Source organism: Paenibacillus barcinonensis (genome assembly GCF_003217495.1).
GTDB classification, from domain to species: Bacteria; Bacillota; Bacilli; order Paenibacillales; family Paenibacillaceae; genus Paenibacillus; species Paenibacillus barcinonensis.
The window spans coordinates 212,591-228,582 of the sequence record NZ_QJSW01000003.1; the positions used below are offsets into that span (position 1 = coordinate 212,591).

Sequence of the window (15,992 nt, forward strand, 5' to 3'; positions counted from 1 at the left end):
AAGAAGGTTGGCCCGGATTGCCGGAAAACAGCAAATGGCTAGCTTACATATAGATATCTACAACCGTGCGCTCCGCCGCGCCGCGTGCCTGCTTGAACACTTCCAGCGGGATGCGAACCCCGCCTTGACGATAACGGTTCGCTGTACGCTCACCTTCGACGTCTTTGCCATTCACCGCTACACGGCTGACAGCACCTTCGCTCAGGTGGTAGATGAATGTCACCGGCTCGCCTGCATATTCGAATTCAAACTGCATGCCATCCAGCTCAGCTGGCAATACCGGGTCAATCACCAGATTACCGCCCTCCTGACGAATCCCCAGTGCATTCGAGATCAGCTGGTTCATGTAGATTCCAGGGCCGCTGGAGTAGATTCTCCATCCGCCTTTCACCTGAACTGTACCTTTACGGAGCTGGTCAAAATGCTCTTGCGCCTCATAACGTGTATTGAACTTGCCGTCCGAGCTGCTGAAATACGCATTCGCTTGACGAATCTCTGCGTTAGGCACAACCTCACCGATGCCCACCGGGTTGATCATTGCCAGACCATTCCACACCTGATCCGTCTTGCCAAGCTTCGCCATCGCTTCCACGTAACGAATATGGGCGTGCACGTACTGCAAACCGATCTCACGACCGAAGTTCGATGCTTGCTCTGCACGCTTGAAGTGTGTGCTCACGCCACCTGCATACTGTGCAGGACGGTTCATCAGACGTACGCCATCCGGGCAGAGGAACTGCTCACGAATGAGTGCGTAATGCGCTTCTGCCTGCTCTGCATTCAGCAGCTCACCGATCATGCTGCGTGTCATTGGCAACAAGCGGTATTGAATGCCTGTCTCCGTGTCCGTTGGATGCAGCATCAGCTTCGCTTGGTCCGCCTCTTCCATATATACGAAGCCTGGAATCACATCTGTACCCAGCATGTAGCGGTTAAAGTCCTCACGAATGCCCTCTGCCAGTGCTGCAAGCTCCTGTGCAAAAGCTTCATCTTTAGCTTTCAATGCCTGTGACAATACGTTCACGGACTGATACGTCAAGGCGACCGTCCAGCTGCTCACCATATATTGCTTGAGCTGTGCATTGGCTGGCTGGAGTGTATCATCCCAGTCTCCGTCTCCGTAGGAGGACAGGAACGTATCGTGCAGGAAATGTGCACGGATGTATTCGATCTCTTTTTTCGCGTGCTCCAGTACCGTTGCTGTCTCTTCTGTGAATCCAAAGCTGTGTTTAACTGTATAAGGCACTTTCTCTTCCAGAATCGCATAGTCGCGAGTAGCCGTCAGGTAGTCTGCCAGCACTTTCAGCGGCCATACGATGATATCCCCATGGCTCTCTTCCTGTTGAATGGCAAAATATTTATCGAACATGAACCATTGCGGCCAGTTGCCATCATCCTCATATTGGTGCGTATAGACCATTTTGATAATATCGCGGACCTGCTCATATTTCTGCGTTGCCATGAAATACTCCACCGGACCTTGGCACACATCACGTGTACCCCATGCTGCGCCGCCGTATTGCTCCAGACCGTGAGGTACAGAGTAATGCACCAGCATATTGTGTGTGTACCACCAGGCAAGCGCGTTGACCTTGAACAGATCCTCCGCATCCTGACTCTCACCACGGGACAAACGGAACCCGTTCATGACACCTGCAAAGAACTCACGATACGCCTGCACTTCTTCTTCAAAAGAAAGACTCCGGGCCGCTGCGTCAGCACCTTCAGCCGCCTGATTCTCCAGCACACCCTGAACCTTCAGCGTCCATTCCGCACTCTCTTCCAGGCTCAGTGTGACGAGCGAAGCAGATCCGCTACGAACACCGCTGGCAAGCAACGTTTCATCTCCGGCTTGAGCAACAGCACCCTCCACCGTCATGCGGTACTCCAGCTCTGGATACGTGCCAGCACTCATCGCTTGCGGATCAGCTTTGAAGATCAGCGTGCCGTCATCCTGCGTCATGTGCAGCGGATATTCGTATTCATTCACGTTCATCGTGATCTGGTTGGTCACCAGATAACGATAGGCCTTTCCACTTGCAGAGCGCACGTTCATGCGCACTTCAGTAGCATGTGTTGTTGTGTAGTTTGTCACGATGAGCGTATCGGACTCCATTTTGTATATCCAGCGGGCATAGTTAAAACCAATCTCGAACAGAGATGGCATCGTCAGCAGACGATATCGTCCATCCACTTCCACGTAGATGCGCTGTCCGGCCGTCTTCGGTACGTTCAGGGCATTGCGGGCATTACTGATCATTTTATTTAAATTGGTATTGCCAATAACAAGCTGTGCGTTGAACATCCCATACATATACGATGTCGTCGTAATAACATGCGCTCCCAGCTTTACGTTACCGCCACTCATCAGAATGTGTCCATGCGGGCGCTCTACCAGCAGCTCTTTGGCTTTTAGTACGATATGCTCGTAAGAACCCGTGAAGAAGGACAACAGTTGATCCCCGCTGCGTTCTTCCTGATGGCGCTCAGGGAATAACTCGTTAATCTCGTCCTGTGTCAGATCAAGGGCTGCCAGTGGCTCACCCAAGAAGGAAGAGAGCTTCACCTGCTCCAGCACTTCGCCCGTTTCCGCGTTCAGAGCCTGTACTTCATTCCATGCCGCCGCAACTTCATCTCCAAACTCCAGTGCCGTAATGCCCGTTGCATGGTTAGGCTTCGCCAGTCCGTAGAATACAACCTGTGCTTCACCGTTCAGCTCCACAAGCTCGGATTGCAGCGCCGTATACGCAAACTCATACTGGTACGTCTCATTCGCGAGCGAAGGATAGCTCAAGCTCTCCGGCTGATTCGTTTCTTTGTAAGACAGTCCGAAGAACTGGAATCCGTCCGTGGAATAACCAACCGCTTTGGTCAGGGAACCTTGCTGCATGTATGGGAACACGCCACCCTGCGGCTGGTTTTGACGTGAGCATACCACGTAACCTTTGGCCTCATCCTCAAACACCGTATGGTCAATATATTGCGACATATATGCTTCATTGCTGCGTACTGCACCCTGATCAGCCAGGCCTACATCTTGTCCGTACACCACATCAACACGCTGCTGTTGCCCTGTAATCTTCACATCCCAGAACCAGATTCCTTGAGAGGCCAGCGTAAATACAACCTGATAGTTGATCGCTTCTGCTGCATGTTTCGGTTGAACACTGCCTTTCCAGATCAGCTGACGATCCCCGTGAGATTGGCTTGTTGACACCCGGCTGTTGGAGTGTACGCCGAGCAGTGGATAAGAAGTAATCTGCCCACTCTCCTCATGTACACGCAGATACAGATTATTCAAAGACCCGTCAATCGGATTGCCAAGCAGCTGATTTAGCATCGTTGTGCCGGAAGTCGCTTGGTACAAGTCCCCACTGTTTAAAAAAGTAAACGTTACTTCTCCGGCAGTCAGCCGAATCGTTTCATTCATGATTGTTGCCATCTTTCTATCACTCCTTAAATTAGTTTACCGCCCAATATCGAAACGTTTCGATATTATTGAAAAAGAATAGGGCTCCCTTGAACCGGTCTTTACAGCCCCGTCCTAACGATAACCCTCATTCTGTAACTCATCACGTTCACTTCTTGATCGCGCTTAACCCGTTATGTATCCACAAAGGACTCTGAGGCCAAAGCGCCTCCCACCAAGTGAACGCTATTTTGCTTGCCCGGCTTATAAAGGACGAACCGATTCACGTTCCACAAGATCAATCGTTAACGTATAGGATGGATTCACACGTTCTCCATTCAGCATCTGGAACAACAGATGCCCGGCCAGCGAACCCGCTTCATGCTTCGGCTGACGAATCGTGGTCAGCTGTGGACGAACATACTCGGACAGCTGGATATCATCGAAGCCGATCACCGAAATATCCTGGGGTACTGAAATGCCACTGTCTGCAAAAGCCTTTAACCCGCCGATCGCCATCTCGTCATTCCCGTAAAATACCGCAGACGGAAGCTCGCCCTGCATGATCATCGTTTTGGTAGCGCTGAAGCCGCCCTCGCGAACGAAGTTGCCGTTCAGCCGCCACTTGGACTTTTCCTCCAGCCCCGCTTCCCGCATTGCCCTGAGATAACCTTGATAACGCAGCGCATTATCGTAAGAGTTGGCTGGCCCGCTAATATAAGCGATGCTCTCATGACCGCCTCTGATCAGGCGACGAGTGGCAAGATATCCTCCCTGCTCACCATCCACCAGCACGCTCACCAGATGGTCACCGGACAGCTGACGATCCATAACGATGATCGGGAAGCGTGTTCCGGCAGATTCCATCAGAATGTCATCGTGAATGTTATGAGCGAGCACAATGGCACCATCCACTCTTTTTTCGCGCAAGAAACGTACCGCTGTTGAATCCCGTCCACCCATGGAGCTGCATGCAATCAGATCGTATCCGTTTGTCAGCGCTACATCCTGTACACTGCGGATCAGCTCCGAGTAATACGGCCCGGACAGGTCCGTGAGGATGAGCGCGATCGTATTTGTCCGACTCCGCTTCAGGTCCATGGCAAAGCCATTTTTACGGTAATTCAGTTCCCGTGCTGCCTCTAACACCTTCGCTTTGGTCTTCGCACTTACCTTGCTGTCCCCATTCAGTGCGTAAGAGGCAGTCGAGAGTGCTACACCCGCCAGCTTAGCCACATCCTTGATCGTTGCCATTCCTCGTTCGCCCCTTCTTGCTTGACTCGTCTGCTTCTCATTATATCTACATCAGGCAGCATGTTTGGAATAAAGCCAATACCATGCAGTCCTGTTCACTGCCTTAGTCATTCCCTTATCCCGCTTAATCGAAACGTTTCGAGGTGTTTCCAAAAAAATAATTCAAGCTTGCCCTGCCCGTCCCCCTGCGTGTAAACAGGAGAAGCGGTAGTCGCAATAAGCTTAATCATTAACATGTTCTGCTACGCTTCTAAACGAGAACACAGTCTATATGCTATACAAGATAGATTGAAACGTTTCGACATCCTCATTATAGTCGCTGGTGATAGCGATTTCAACCATTTTATCTTATTTTCGCAGAAATAAACGTGATATTCAATACGTTCGCATATTACTTTCTGAATAGCATATACACACTACCGCCAAGATACAAGCATTTCATCCACTATGTATAAGCGTATACAGGTACCGCTTCATTGAAATAAGCCCGTCCAAACAAACCTCTGGATGGACGTAGCCACTAATACAGCAGCCTGCTTCTACACAGCGTCCGTACCATACTCCCGAATTTCGCGGTTGCGATTCAATGCGGCGTGCAGCACAAAGGCAAGCAGTGCAATGACCGCCATGGCTGTCGCGAGCCAAGCCACTGCAATCAGCCCCTGTTGATCATACATCACGCCCATCATGTATGGCCCGATAACCCGGCCAATGGAGCCGATCCCGCCCGACACTCCGATATAAAAAGGGGCCGCTCTTCCGGCATGCTCCGAGATAAAAGCTGGCGTTGCCGGCGAGATCAGCATCTCACCGAAGGTAGCCAGTACCATGGCGAGCACCATGCCCGGATAGTTGTACATGGCAATCATGACGACGTATGCCAAGCCATAAAATACAGCACTGGCCGTCATTTGTGCGTTAGAGGTACGAGCCATGGTGCGTTTCACCCAACTGGTCAATGGCTGACCTACAAAGATTAACACACCATTAAGTGTCCAGAGCAGGCCGTACATTCGTTTTTCCATACCTTCTGCAATGATATAAGGCGACACCCCTGTATTCCAGATGGAGTTGCCAAACAATAGAAACAGCACACCCAGACTCATAAACAGATACAGTCGGGTATTGCTCAGCAGTGCCCAGATGCCTGGACCCGCAGGTAGCGTTGTCAACCGTTTCGTCAAATGCACTTCGCCCTGCTCCGGCTCAATCCGGGATAGATAAAACCAGAAAAATACGGCAAAGCCTGCCGAGGTAACGCCGTTCAGTACAAAGCTCAGGTGATATGAAAAGTCCGCAAGGAACCCGCTAAGCGCCGTTCCAATCGCTACACCGATGTTGTTCGCAACATAAATAATGTTAAACAGCTCACCGCGCCGCTCTGCAAACCGAAAGCCAATAAATGCTTGAATCGCTGGCATTGATAAGGAGCTGAACAGCCCGATCCAGCCCATCGCACAGATAAAGATAACCCAGTACGCACTGATCCAGGGCAGGGCAAACAATCCCGCAGCATTTAATACCAGTGATCCTATAATCAACTTTTTCACACCTACACGATGGTACAATGAACCACCCAGCAGTTGCCCCACAATGCCTCCCAAGGATTGGATCAAAATGACAAAGCCTGCGTTTGCCATCGTTCGTCCGAGCTCGTCAAAGACATACATCGTGGTCAGCGGCCACATCAGGGCACTGCCTGTCGCATTCACCAGACTTGCGAGCAAAAACACCTTCACTTCTTGTGGATAGTTATCCAGCCATCTCATCATTTTCGTTCAAACTCCTTATGTCCACTAGCTGCTTGCCTGTGTCCGCACAAAAGGCTCCCGCTTATGTGGCAAGACCAGCCACAGCGGGAGCCTGTAAGTTACAACATATAATATGAATCTATATTACATCAAACAAATCAGCCTGCAAGCACACTCATTGCCGCTTCACTTCAACAGTGGCCGAGAAGAAGGTGGCCCCATTGCCCATATCCGATAACCGATTGGATGTCAGTGAGTTCGAGCGCTGCTTCTTACCCTCGCCGTCCCACCACAAACCTTGGCTGATGACCGTACCCGGAAGCATCGCATCCGTCACTTTGGCCGTTAATTCGATGCGTCCTCGTTCGTTCCATACGACAACAGAATCGCCATCCTGCACCTCACGGCGCGCTGCATCCTCTGGATGCATCTGCAATAATGGCCTCTTCTCCATCCGCTGATGTTTCGCTGAATTACCAAAGCTGGAGTTCAGAAAATTATGGTTTGGTGGTGAGATAAACATCAGTGGATACGCATCAGCGGGTCCCGCCGGATTCTCGCCATCATAGCCTTCAACCAGGTTACAGTAGGTTGGCAGCGCTGGCAGTCCCTTTTGTTCCATCTGCTCTGAATATAATTCAATTTTGCCGGATGGTGTTGGCAGGTGCTCCAGGAAGGAGGCGTGTGTCGACATATCAAGCTTCACAAAACGCTGCTGCTTCAAACGCTCCAACGTAACCCCGTTCATATACGGGTTCCCCGTATCCTGCAATGCATTCTCAATCATCTGCTCCGGCGTTTCGCCAAAAATGTCCGTGTCATATCCCATGGCTTGTCCGAGCAGCGAGAACAGCTCTACATTGCTTTTGCCCTCTCCGATTGGAGCAATGACCGGCTCCTGCAGCTGCACATACTGATGCCAGTATGAGGTGTACAGATCGGTCGCTTCAAAGGATGAGGTCGCTGGCAGCACAATATCGGCATATTTCGCCGTATCGGTCATGAACAGATCATGAACGACGGTAAACAAATCCTCTCGTGCAAAACCTCGCTCCACCCGCTCGGTATCCGGTGCAACCACCAGCGGATTGCTGCAATACACCATAAGTGCCCGGATTGGCTGCTCTGCCTCCAGCAGTGCTTCCCCAATCCGATTCATGTTCACCACTCGCGGCTCGCTATGCTTCCGCAAGTCCGGGCGCTCCAGCGCATCGCTATTCGTGCTCGCATAGCTGTTGGTGCGCACTGCACCGCCGCCACGCTTCAGCCACTGCCCTGTTATTGCGGGCAGGCAGGCAATGCTGCGCACGTTCATGCCGCCATTATCGTGGTGCTGCAGGCCATTGCCAATATGGATATATGCGGCCTGAGCACCGCCATACAGCTCAGCAAGCTCCACGATGGTTTCCACGGGTACTCCTGTTATACGTGACACACGCTCCGGGGTGTAACTGCGCACATGCTCGCGCAGCGCTTCGTGTCCCACGGTGTATTTTTGCATAAACGCTTCATCCGTCAGTCCGCGCTCAAACAACACATGCATCAAGCCCAAGGCCAGCGCGCTGTCTGTACCCGGATAGAGTGGAATAAACCAGTCCGCCCATTGCGCTGTCCGGTTGCGATGTACGTCGATGACCACAATTCTGGCTCCGTTCTTGCGTGCCTTCTCTGCAAGTACAACCTGATGCATGTTCGTACTGACGATATTCCCGCCCCAGACGACAATCAGATCGGCATGCTCCGTATCCTCAGGCAGCGTGCCACGATTGGCGCCCATCGTATATTTCCAGCCAGTATTGCCGGCAGCATTACAGATCGTCTGCTCCAGCACACTTGCACCCAGCGCATTGAAAAAACGCCGATCCATGCCATCCACCCCGAGTATGCCCATATTGCCGTAGAAGCTGTAGGGTAGAATGCTCTCAGGGCCATAGGTTGCAGACAGGTCCTTGAACCTTGTTGTAATTTCCTGAATGGCCTCGTGCCAGCTGATCCGCTCGAACTTGCCTTCGCCTTTGGCGCCGATACGTTTCATCGGATATTGAAGACGCTCGGGATGATATACCCGCTCCGTCATATTTCGAACTTTATTACAGATTGCACCCTTTGTGATCGGATGGTCCGGGTTCCCGGTGACCTTTACAATTTTACCGTTCTCTTTATGTAACAGCAGACCACATGTGTCTGGACAATCGAGCGGGCATACCGCTGGAAACACACCATTCTCCTGATCGATCATCTTCTGGCTCCCCTCTTTCAACAGCTATCCCTATATCATATCCCCTTCGCAACCAGAGCGTAAAGAGAACAGGAGCAATTCGCCAAATCTTCATGATTTCAGAGCCTTTCCTGCTCTTATGTGAACTCCAAAAAAAGTTTTTACCCGTATGATTCATTCTCAAAATCCGGGGGTAAATTAAAAACAAGGCATTAGGCTAGTGTTTCCCCACTTCCTCCTCATGCCATATCATGGACCACTCCCGAAATTCGCCATGGACAGGTTTCGTTCCCCCGAACCTTGTCATGGCGAATTTATTTTGCGTTTATTTTTCGATACAAAAAAAGATGACCCCTTCTCATGGTGAACGAACAGGACCAATGGTCATGCTGTCTGTGAGAAGAATCATCTTTGTTATACCTGCAAGTCCGTTTACCTACCTGGATGTTTGCTTGCCTGCTTTATTCTTTTCTGCCCTGCCCGTTCGTCAAGCTTGCTTGCTCCAAATACCTCTTGCATCAGGTTCCGCTGTGCTGACCGCAGCCGGAGCTGCCATCTCTGGTTTCACTGCCGGCTCTGACTTGCGGAGATATACCATCCAGTACGCAGCCGCTACGAACAATGCTCCGCCTGTCAGATTACCCAGCCACACCGGGATGAAATTCATAACATATTGCCCCCAGGTGTAATGACCCTCGAAGATTGCTGCCGGGATCAGGAACATATTGGCTACAACGTGCTGAAAGCCAATAGCAACAAAGGCCATCGTCGGAAACCAGATACCCAGAATTTTACCGCTCATCGTATCCGCAGCATAGGACAGCCATACAGCCAACGCCACCAGCCAGTTACAGCCAATACCTGATATAAAAGCCTGGAAGAAGCTATCGTGCAGCTTGTGCCCTGCCATATCTACCACCTTGGTAAGATACACGCCGTCTGCCGTAAGGCCCAGCACATGACCAAAGAAAAATGCAACAAACAGTGCACCGAGCAGATTGCCAAGTGTCACCAGCAGCAGGTTCTTCAGCATGCTTCCGGGTGTAATCTTACGAGTAATGGCCGCAAGCGGCACAGCCATCATGTTACCCGTCAGCAGCTCTCCGCCACCGATCAACACCAGAATCAGACCCACCGGGAACACAGATGCTCCGATAAATGTGGCAATGCTGCCCCATTCCGCTGGCGCAGATGCGATAACACGAATATCCAGCAGAAATCCGAGCGCAATGAATGCCCCTGCCAGGAAACCAAGAATTAGCACCGAGGACACCGGATTCTGTGCTTTTTTCATCCCGGTCTGTGCCGTATATTGTGCAACCTCAAGAGGTGTTTTGGCTGCCATATGTCATCTCTCCTTTATTTTCTATCCGTCTCAAAATGCAATTTTCTATCTATGTATTTATTGTATATCGGCTGCACATAAAACTTTGTGCAAATAATCACAATATTTCATCGTTCATGACTCAGGAACAAAGAAAAGGCTGACGATGTAGTCGCCAGCCCTGCTTCTTATTACTCAATCCATATCACTCGGTTAACAGATTTAGGTGGTCCGCTACCGTACGTTCTACTTCATTGGCTTTATTCGCTTGATTGTACCGGCTTGTTACCTTGCTGCCCTAAACCAGCGCTGGTGCTTTAACCTCTACCGGTGGCAAAGCCTGCAAACCTGCGGTATTCAGGAAGTTCCATGGTTTGTTGTAGTGCGGCTGGAAGAAGAAGTCGATAAACGCCAGCTCATCCACCGTCATGTTGTTCTGAATGCAAACCGAGATCGTATTGATCGACTGTGTCAGGTCTACCTGAGACATAATCTGAGCGCCGACGATACGACGAGTCGCTTGCTCATAGACTACTTTGAGCAGCAGCTTCTCTGCCGTTGGCATAAACTCTGGGCGGTAACTGTCCTCCAGCACTACCGATTCCACAATCAAGCCTTCATCGGCAGCAGATGCCTCGGTCATGCCTGTTCCTGCAATGTTTTGCTCATATATTTTAATGCCGGATGTGCCTTGTGTTCCCATATATGGTGTCGTTGGACGAACCAGATTACGTGCGACAAGTGTGCCCATCCGAACCGCATTGGTTGCCAGTGGGATGTAGGAAGCTTTGCCTGTCGGATTGTAATGAATTGCACAGCTGTCTCCTGCGGCGAATACGTCCTTCTGGCTAGTCTGCATATATTTGTCCACAATAATTGCTCCGTTCGGCAGCATATCTACCTGACCTTTGAGCAGCTCCGTGTTTGGACGGAATCCGATGCAGAGGATGACAAGATCCGTCTCGAATTCCCCCTTGGAAGTGATGACTTTGGTGACTTTACCATTCTCACCAGTAAACTTCTGCACCGTTTGACCCAAAGCAAGTTTGATGCCTTTTTCAGTCAAGGTGTGCTCGATCGCATCCGTAAATTCCGGGTCCAAATATTTGTTTAGAATACGATCTACACTGTCGATCAGTGTTACTTCCTTGCCGTTCATCTGAAACGCTTCAACCAGCTCAACACCAATATATCCTGCACCCACCACGGTTACCCGTTTCGCGTCCTTTGCTTTTTCGATGATCGTGTTGGAATGATTGTAGTTTTTGCAGAGCAGGATATTATCCATATCAATGCCTTCCAGCTTCGGAACGACAGGCCATGAACCTGTAGTCACAATCAGTTTATCAAAAGCATCCTCTAATTCTTCCCCGGTTTGCAGATTTTTAGCCCGCAACGTGTGTGCTTCTGCATCAACTGCCGTAACCTCATGCAGCATTTTCGTCACAACACCGAGGTCGGCCAATTGGTTTGGCGAAGAATAGAAGAGGCCATCCGGGTCTTTGACCACTCCACCAACGTAGAGCGCAATGCCACAAGACAGGAAAGAAATGTTGTCATTGCGCTCATATACGGTAATGGTTGCATCCGGGTAAAGCTTGGCGGTATTAACGATGGCTGCTGTTCCTGCGTGTGTACATCCGATCACGGCGATTTTCATGAGTAGTTCCTCCTTGGAGTATATAAAATAATGAAAGATTCAACGTCATTGTCATTACTGCTTAATAAATTGTGAAAGATTTCACTACCAAGTCGATGGTTTATGTGATTTATTTCACTTTGTACGCTTATTATAATGTGATCTTTTTCACATTGCAAGAGATTTCGTCAAAATATTTTTGCAGCTCATTCAAAAACTATGCTTTACGCCCTCGATCCCCTTTTTCTAGTAAGCTCATTTTCCCCGAATTACATTTCACTTATGCCCTCCAATATGTTCAATTTATCGCCCATTCCCCGGCCTGTTGCAAAAAAATAAAATCATTTTTAGTTACAGGGTTGATTTCTCAATTGGTAAGCGCTTACAATATATTAAATCCTTATACTGGATTTTGTATTATATCTTTTCCATATAAGTTTGATTATTATTAACTAATTGTTCAGGAGGCGTTCATATGAAGAGACGTGTATTGCCCGTTCCATTACGAATCGTTCCCGTCGCCCTTACCTTTGCCATGATTACCACCGGATTTACTGCTCCATTCGCGGCTGCATCCGAGGCTGCTGCCTCTAATTCCACTTCTGCTTCTGGCTCTGCATCGACTCCAGGTAACACTTATACGCAACCCGTAACGATCAAAACCGAGGTATTACCCAGCACGAAGCCCATGTCCTCCAGTGTCGACGTATCCACATTGCTCCAGAAATTTAGAGATTTCAGCCATTTTGCTACAGGTGAACTTGCCAAGGATACAGCCTTTGCCCTGAATATTGTATCCTGGCAGATGCCTCACGGCGGCTTCTATAAGGATATGGAGAAACAGTATGCGGCACCTTGGGATGGTGTTACTGCACGCTCAGGCTGGAAGGACCCGAATGGTGTAGAGCTTGGAACGTTTGATAACGATGCGACCACATCCGAAATTCGTTTCCTGACCGATATGTATGTCAAAACAGGCAATCCCGTTTTTAAGGAAAGTGTCCGTAAAGCCATAGATTTTATTCTGGTCTCGCAGTACCCTTCAGGCGGTTGGCCACAGGTCTACCCTAAACGCAGTAACTACTCCGATGCAGTCACTTACAATGACAATGCGATGGTACAGACAATGATTCTGCTGGATGATATCACCCAGCGCAAGCACGGGTTCGATAACGATATTCTGACTAGTGCAGAACGCAACAAGCTGAAGACCGCGCTGGATCATGGTATTGCCTACACGCTCAAAGCTCAAATTATCAATAACGGCATTCCCACCGTCTGGTGTGCGCAGCATGATCCTGTAACCTACGAGCCGCTACCCGGCAGAGCCTATGAGCTAGCCTCCAAGTCGGGATCAGAATCGGTGGCGATTACAGCCTTTCTCATGTCCCTGCCCCAGACACCCGAGATTGAGCGAGCTGCCAAAGGCGCTTTGAAATGGTTTGATACGGTTCGTGAAAATGGTACCAAATACAACCGGCAGGGACCTGTTTACTTCGAGCCAAATGCCAGCAGTGTCATCTGGTACCGATTCTATAACGTAGATGAAGATGTTCCTTTTTACGCAGACCGGGACGGCAAAAAATATATGAACATTCTCGACATCAGCGAGGAGCGCAGACACGGCTACTCCTGGGCAGGCAGTTATGCTCGCAACCTCCTGAAGCTGGCCTCTGACCAGGGATATTACAAACTGAGCCAGCCACTCCCCAAATAATTACGGCCCTATGCTCCATCCTGCATAATCATCAGCAAGCATTTCATTAAAAAACAGAAAAAGCCTGTCCTTCTCATTGCAGGAGGACAGGCTTCTTATGATGTGTAACCTCACATGTCACACGTTACAGCGTTGGTATTATGCCAGCAGCTGCTCAATAGCAGCACTCATGGACTCTGGCGATTCCTTAGGTTCGATGCGACCAACAACTTCACCCTCGCGGTTCACAAGGAACTTGGTGAAATTCCATTGGATATCACTCGTTTCACCCGCACCAGGCTGCTGCTCCTTCAAATATTGAAACAACGGATGGGCAGCTTCTCCATTCACGTCTACTTTGGCAAAGACCGGGAAATTCACTCCATAATTGATCTGGCAAAAGGATTCCGCTTCCTCGCTTGTACCCGGCTCCTGTCCACCAAACTGGTTGCAAGGGAAACCAAGCACCACCAGACCTTGATCGCGATAACGGTCATAGAGCTTCTGCAAATCACCGTATTGTGGGGTCAAGCCACATTTACTGGCTGTGTTCGCAATCACGAGCACCTTGCCTTGATACATATCCAGCGAAACTTCCTGATTCGCGGTGGTTACTGCTTTGTATGAATATACGGACATTGCTGATTCCTCCTATGACATGATTGGATTTTGTACCTTGAAAAGCGCTGAACTATAACCAACCCTAGGGTCAATAAGCCTGTAAAGATACAGCCCGCACCTGTCTTTCATTATAGCCCTGTTCCGATGTATACATCAAATTTACCGGGAAGCCAGAATCGCCTCGTACCGTGTCTGCCGCTCCGCTTTGCTGAGCTTGGGACAGGTGTAGCAATAATCCTGACCGCCATACACCTTGTAATGCAGACAACAGGTTGATTTCATTAGTGTCTTTTCCCCAGGCTGATACGGGCTATCCATCTCGACCGGCTTGAATTTCAGCAGGTTCTTGCGTATCCCCAGAATGTCTGGCGGCATCGTAATTACATGCTCATATCCCTGAACAATGGCTTCACGCTCATGATCCGTAATGTCCATCTGGATAGCCTGCATTTTGAACCATCTTAGAATGGATGCAAGCTGCGCCCACATCTGCCCGGTATTTGCCCCGCCAGCCAGTGCCACTCCTTCTATTAAAGGTCTGAGCTGCTCTCCATAATACGCGGTGAGCATAGCCTGCCTGGCCGCAGAAGCTGCTTCCCTGGAATCATGTGCACTCTCATTCGGAGGTGCAGGATGAGCTTGCTCGGTACGATCCATGAGTTGAAAAAGAAATCCGGGGTATCCGTCCTTCACCACCAGATACAGCCGGATATTGTCCAGAGAAAGGTCTAATACCTTATCACACATCGCGTTCATATAATGAATGCCCAACAGCAATCCGCGAACGCAATGCATGAAGTACACTGCTGCGGTCTGCAAGCTGTCCGCACGTAAATACTCGTTATAGGCTGTCAGCATGTGTCTCGCCTGCTCCGATTCCCGCAACGACGCAAGTGGAGCCTCGTAAACGACATCTTGAGCATCACTCATCGTAAAGCGTGCATATTGCTCTAGCCAGATGTAGTTGATATCGCCCATAATGGCTCTGAAACCTCCCGTGAATGCGAACGAGCCGCGTGCAAACAACGCACAGCGGCTTCATTCTTATAGTAGAGGACACACAAACAAGGTCCATTCAATTCATTAACTGCCTGTTGCCTGAACACGATGCTGCTCTGCACGACCTGCATGCACCATAGCACTGTTGATCACCTTTTCAGGAGTTACAGGTTTCTGACGTTCACCAGCAAGCGCATATGGCAAGCAGAGTGGTACATTCGAACGCGGGTCCATAACGATGTCTGCTTCAATATTAAACACTTCACGCAGTACATCCGAAGTCATCACTTCAACAGGAGAGCCTTGTGCAACAGCTGCACCTTTCTTGATGCCAATCATATGCTGTGCATAGCGGGATGCATGGTTCAAATCATGGACAACCATGACAATAGTACGATTAGCGGTTGCATTCAGATGCTCCAGCAATTGCAATACTTCCAGTTGGTGGGCCATGTCGAGGAACGTCGTCGGCTCGTCCAGGAACAGAATATCTGTTTCCTGTGCAAGAGCCATAGCGATCCATGCACGCTGACGCTGTCCACCCGACAGCTGATCAATCGGACGATCATGGAATTCAGTCATGCCCGTCACTTCGATCGCCCATTCAATCATGCGTTTGTCCTCCGCACGCATGGAACCGAATCCTTTTTGATAAGGGAAACGACCATAAGAAACAAGCTCGGTAACGGTCAGACCTTCTGGTGCTGTAGGATTCTGAGGCAGAATCGCAAGCTGCTTGGCAACCTCACGTGTGGATTGCTTATGAATGGACTTGCCATCGAGTAACACGCTGCCTGCCTTCGGAGACATAATACGTGCCATCGTCTTCAGAATGGTTGATTTCCCCGAGCCATTGGCTCCAACAAGTGCGGTAATTTTACCTTGGGGAATCTGGATGTTCAGATTCTCAACGATCAGTCTTTCCTCATAAGCGATATCCAGCTTGGACGTCTCCAGACGAAACATGCGATCATCCCTCTCTCATTAATCCCGGTTATGTATTCCGGCTATAGTCACGACAACGAAATAGTCAATATATATTGATGTGATATGCTGCATTTTCCGACGCTTCAATCATTTC

At 49.7% G+C, this 15,992-nt stretch carries 10 protein-coding genes; 1 reads left to right on the top strand and 9 read right to left on the bottom strand.

Annotated features, from left to right (window positions below; translation table 11 throughout):
- Nucleotides 1–43: 43 nt before the first annotated feature.
- From DFQ00_RS06760 to DFQ00_RS06785, 6 genes are all read right to left on the bottom strand, one after another.
- Nucleotides 44–3,442 carry a GH36-type glycosyl hydrolase domain-containing protein gene (locus DFQ00_RS06760; RefSeq protein ID WP_110895711.1) on the bottom strand — a complete coding sequence of 1,133 codons (3,399 nt, stop codon included), beginning with the start codon at nucleotides 3,440–3,442 and terminating at the stop codon, nucleotides 44–46.
- Nucleotides 3,443–3,673: 231 nt separating this feature from the next.
- Nucleotides 3,674–4,663, bottom strand: coding sequence for a LacI family DNA-binding transcriptional regulator (locus DFQ00_RS06765; protein WP_110895712.1), 990 nt, complete (start codon nucleotides 4,661–4,663; stop codon nucleotides 3,674–3,676).
- A 539-nt stretch (nucleotides 4,664–5,202) separates the two neighbouring features.
- Complete coding sequence (locus DFQ00_RS06770) at nucleotides 5,203–6,432, bottom strand: MFS transporter (RefSeq protein WP_110895884.1); 1,230 nt, start codon at nucleotides 6,430–6,432, stop codon at nucleotides 5,203–5,205.
- 157 nt (nucleotides 6,433–6,589) lie between these two features.
- Nucleotides 6,590–8,653 (bottom strand): molybdopterin-containing oxidoreductase family protein, encoded by a 2,064-nt coding sequence (locus tag DFQ00_RS06775; protein WP_244213713.1) that lies wholly within the window; start codon nucleotides 8,651–8,653, stop codon nucleotides 6,590–6,592.
- Nucleotides 8,654–9,119: 466 nt separating this feature from the next.
- On the bottom strand, nucleotides 9,120–9,977 hold the full coding sequence (locus tag DFQ00_RS06780; protein ID WP_110895714.1) for a formate/nitrite transporter family protein: 858 nt from the start codon (nucleotides 9,975–9,977) through the stop codon (nucleotides 9,120–9,122).
- 277 nt (nucleotides 9,978–10,254) lie between these two features.
- Nucleotides 10,255–11,616 carry an FAD-dependent oxidoreductase gene (locus DFQ00_RS06785; RefSeq protein WP_110895715.1) on the bottom strand — a complete coding sequence of 454 codons (1,362 nt, stop codon included), beginning with the start codon at nucleotides 11,614–11,616 and terminating at the stop codon, nucleotides 10,255–10,257.
- A 454-nt stretch (nucleotides 11,617–12,070) separates the two neighbouring features.
- Here DFQ00_RS06785 and pelA point away from each other — a divergent pair, with 454 nt between their 5' ends.
- Complete coding sequence (pelA, locus tag DFQ00_RS06790) at nucleotides 12,071–13,312, top strand: pectate lyase (RefSeq protein WP_110895716.1); 1,242 nt, start codon at nucleotides 12,071–12,073, stop codon at nucleotides 13,310–13,312.
- Between the two features lie 138 nt (nucleotides 13,313–13,450).
- Here pelA and DFQ00_RS06795 read toward each other — a convergent pair whose 3' ends face one another.
- The 3 genes from DFQ00_RS06795 to DFQ00_RS06805 form a co-directional block, all read right to left on the bottom strand.
- Complete coding sequence (locus tag DFQ00_RS06795) at nucleotides 13,451–13,930, bottom strand: glutathione peroxidase (protein WP_110895717.1); 480 nt, start codon at nucleotides 13,928–13,930, stop codon at nucleotides 13,451–13,453.
- A 141-nt stretch (nucleotides 13,931–14,071) separates the two neighbouring features.
- Nucleotides 14,072–14,890, bottom strand: coding sequence for a ferric iron reductase (locus tag DFQ00_RS06800; RefSeq protein ID WP_110895885.1), 819 nt, complete (start codon nucleotides 14,888–14,890; stop codon nucleotides 14,072–14,074).
- 105 nt (nucleotides 14,891–14,995) lie between these two features.
- Nucleotides 14,996–15,877, bottom strand: a complete 882-nt coding sequence (locus tag DFQ00_RS06805) for an ABC transporter ATP-binding protein (RefSeq protein WP_110895718.1) — start codon at nucleotides 15,875–15,877, stop codon at nucleotides 14,996–14,998.
- Nucleotides 15,878–15,992 lie beyond the last annotated feature (115 nt).

What these genes read in the sequence shown, in the direction of transcription:
- DFQ00_RS06765 (WP_110895712.1), bottom strand. Translation starts at nt 4,663, where the DNA reads ATGGCAACGATCAAGGATGTGGCTAAGCTGGCGGGTGTAGCACTCTCG.
- DFQ00_RS06795 (WP_110895717.1), bottom strand. Translation starts at nt 13,930, where the DNA reads ATGTCCGTATATTCATACAAAGCAGTAACCACCGCGAATCAGGAAGTT.
- DFQ00_RS06775 (WP_244213713.1), bottom strand. Translation starts at nt 8,653, where the DNA reads ATGATCGATCAGGAGAATGGTGTGTTTCCAGCGGTATGCCCGCTCGAT.
- DFQ00_RS06785 (WP_110895715.1), bottom strand. Translation starts at nt 11,616, where the DNA reads ATGAAAATCGCCGTGATCGGATGTACACACGCAGGAACAGCAGCCATC.
- DFQ00_RS06780 (WP_110895714.1), bottom strand. Translation starts at nt 9,977, where the DNA reads ATGGCAGCCAAAACACCTCTTGAGGTTGCACAATATACGGCACAGACC.
- DFQ00_RS06805 (WP_110895718.1), bottom strand. Translation starts at nt 15,877, where the DNA reads ATGTTTCGTCTGGAGACGTCCAAGCTGGATATCGCTTATGAGGAAAGA.
- pelA (WP_110895716.1), top strand. Translation starts at nt 12,071, where the DNA reads ATGAAGAGACGTGTATTGCCCGTTCCATTACGAATCGTTCCCGTCGCC.
- DFQ00_RS06770 (WP_110895884.1), bottom strand. Translation starts at nt 6,432, where the DNA reads ATGAGATGGCTGGATAACTATCCACAAGAAGTGAAGGTGTTTTTGCTC.
- DFQ00_RS06800 (WP_110895885.1), bottom strand. Translation starts at nt 14,890, where the DNA reads ATGGGCGATATCAACTACATCTGGCTAGAGCAATATGCACGCTTTACG.
- DFQ00_RS06760 (WP_110895711.1), bottom strand. Translation starts at nt 3,442, where the DNA reads ATGGCAACAATCATGAATGAAACGATTCGGCTGACTGCCGGAGAAGTA.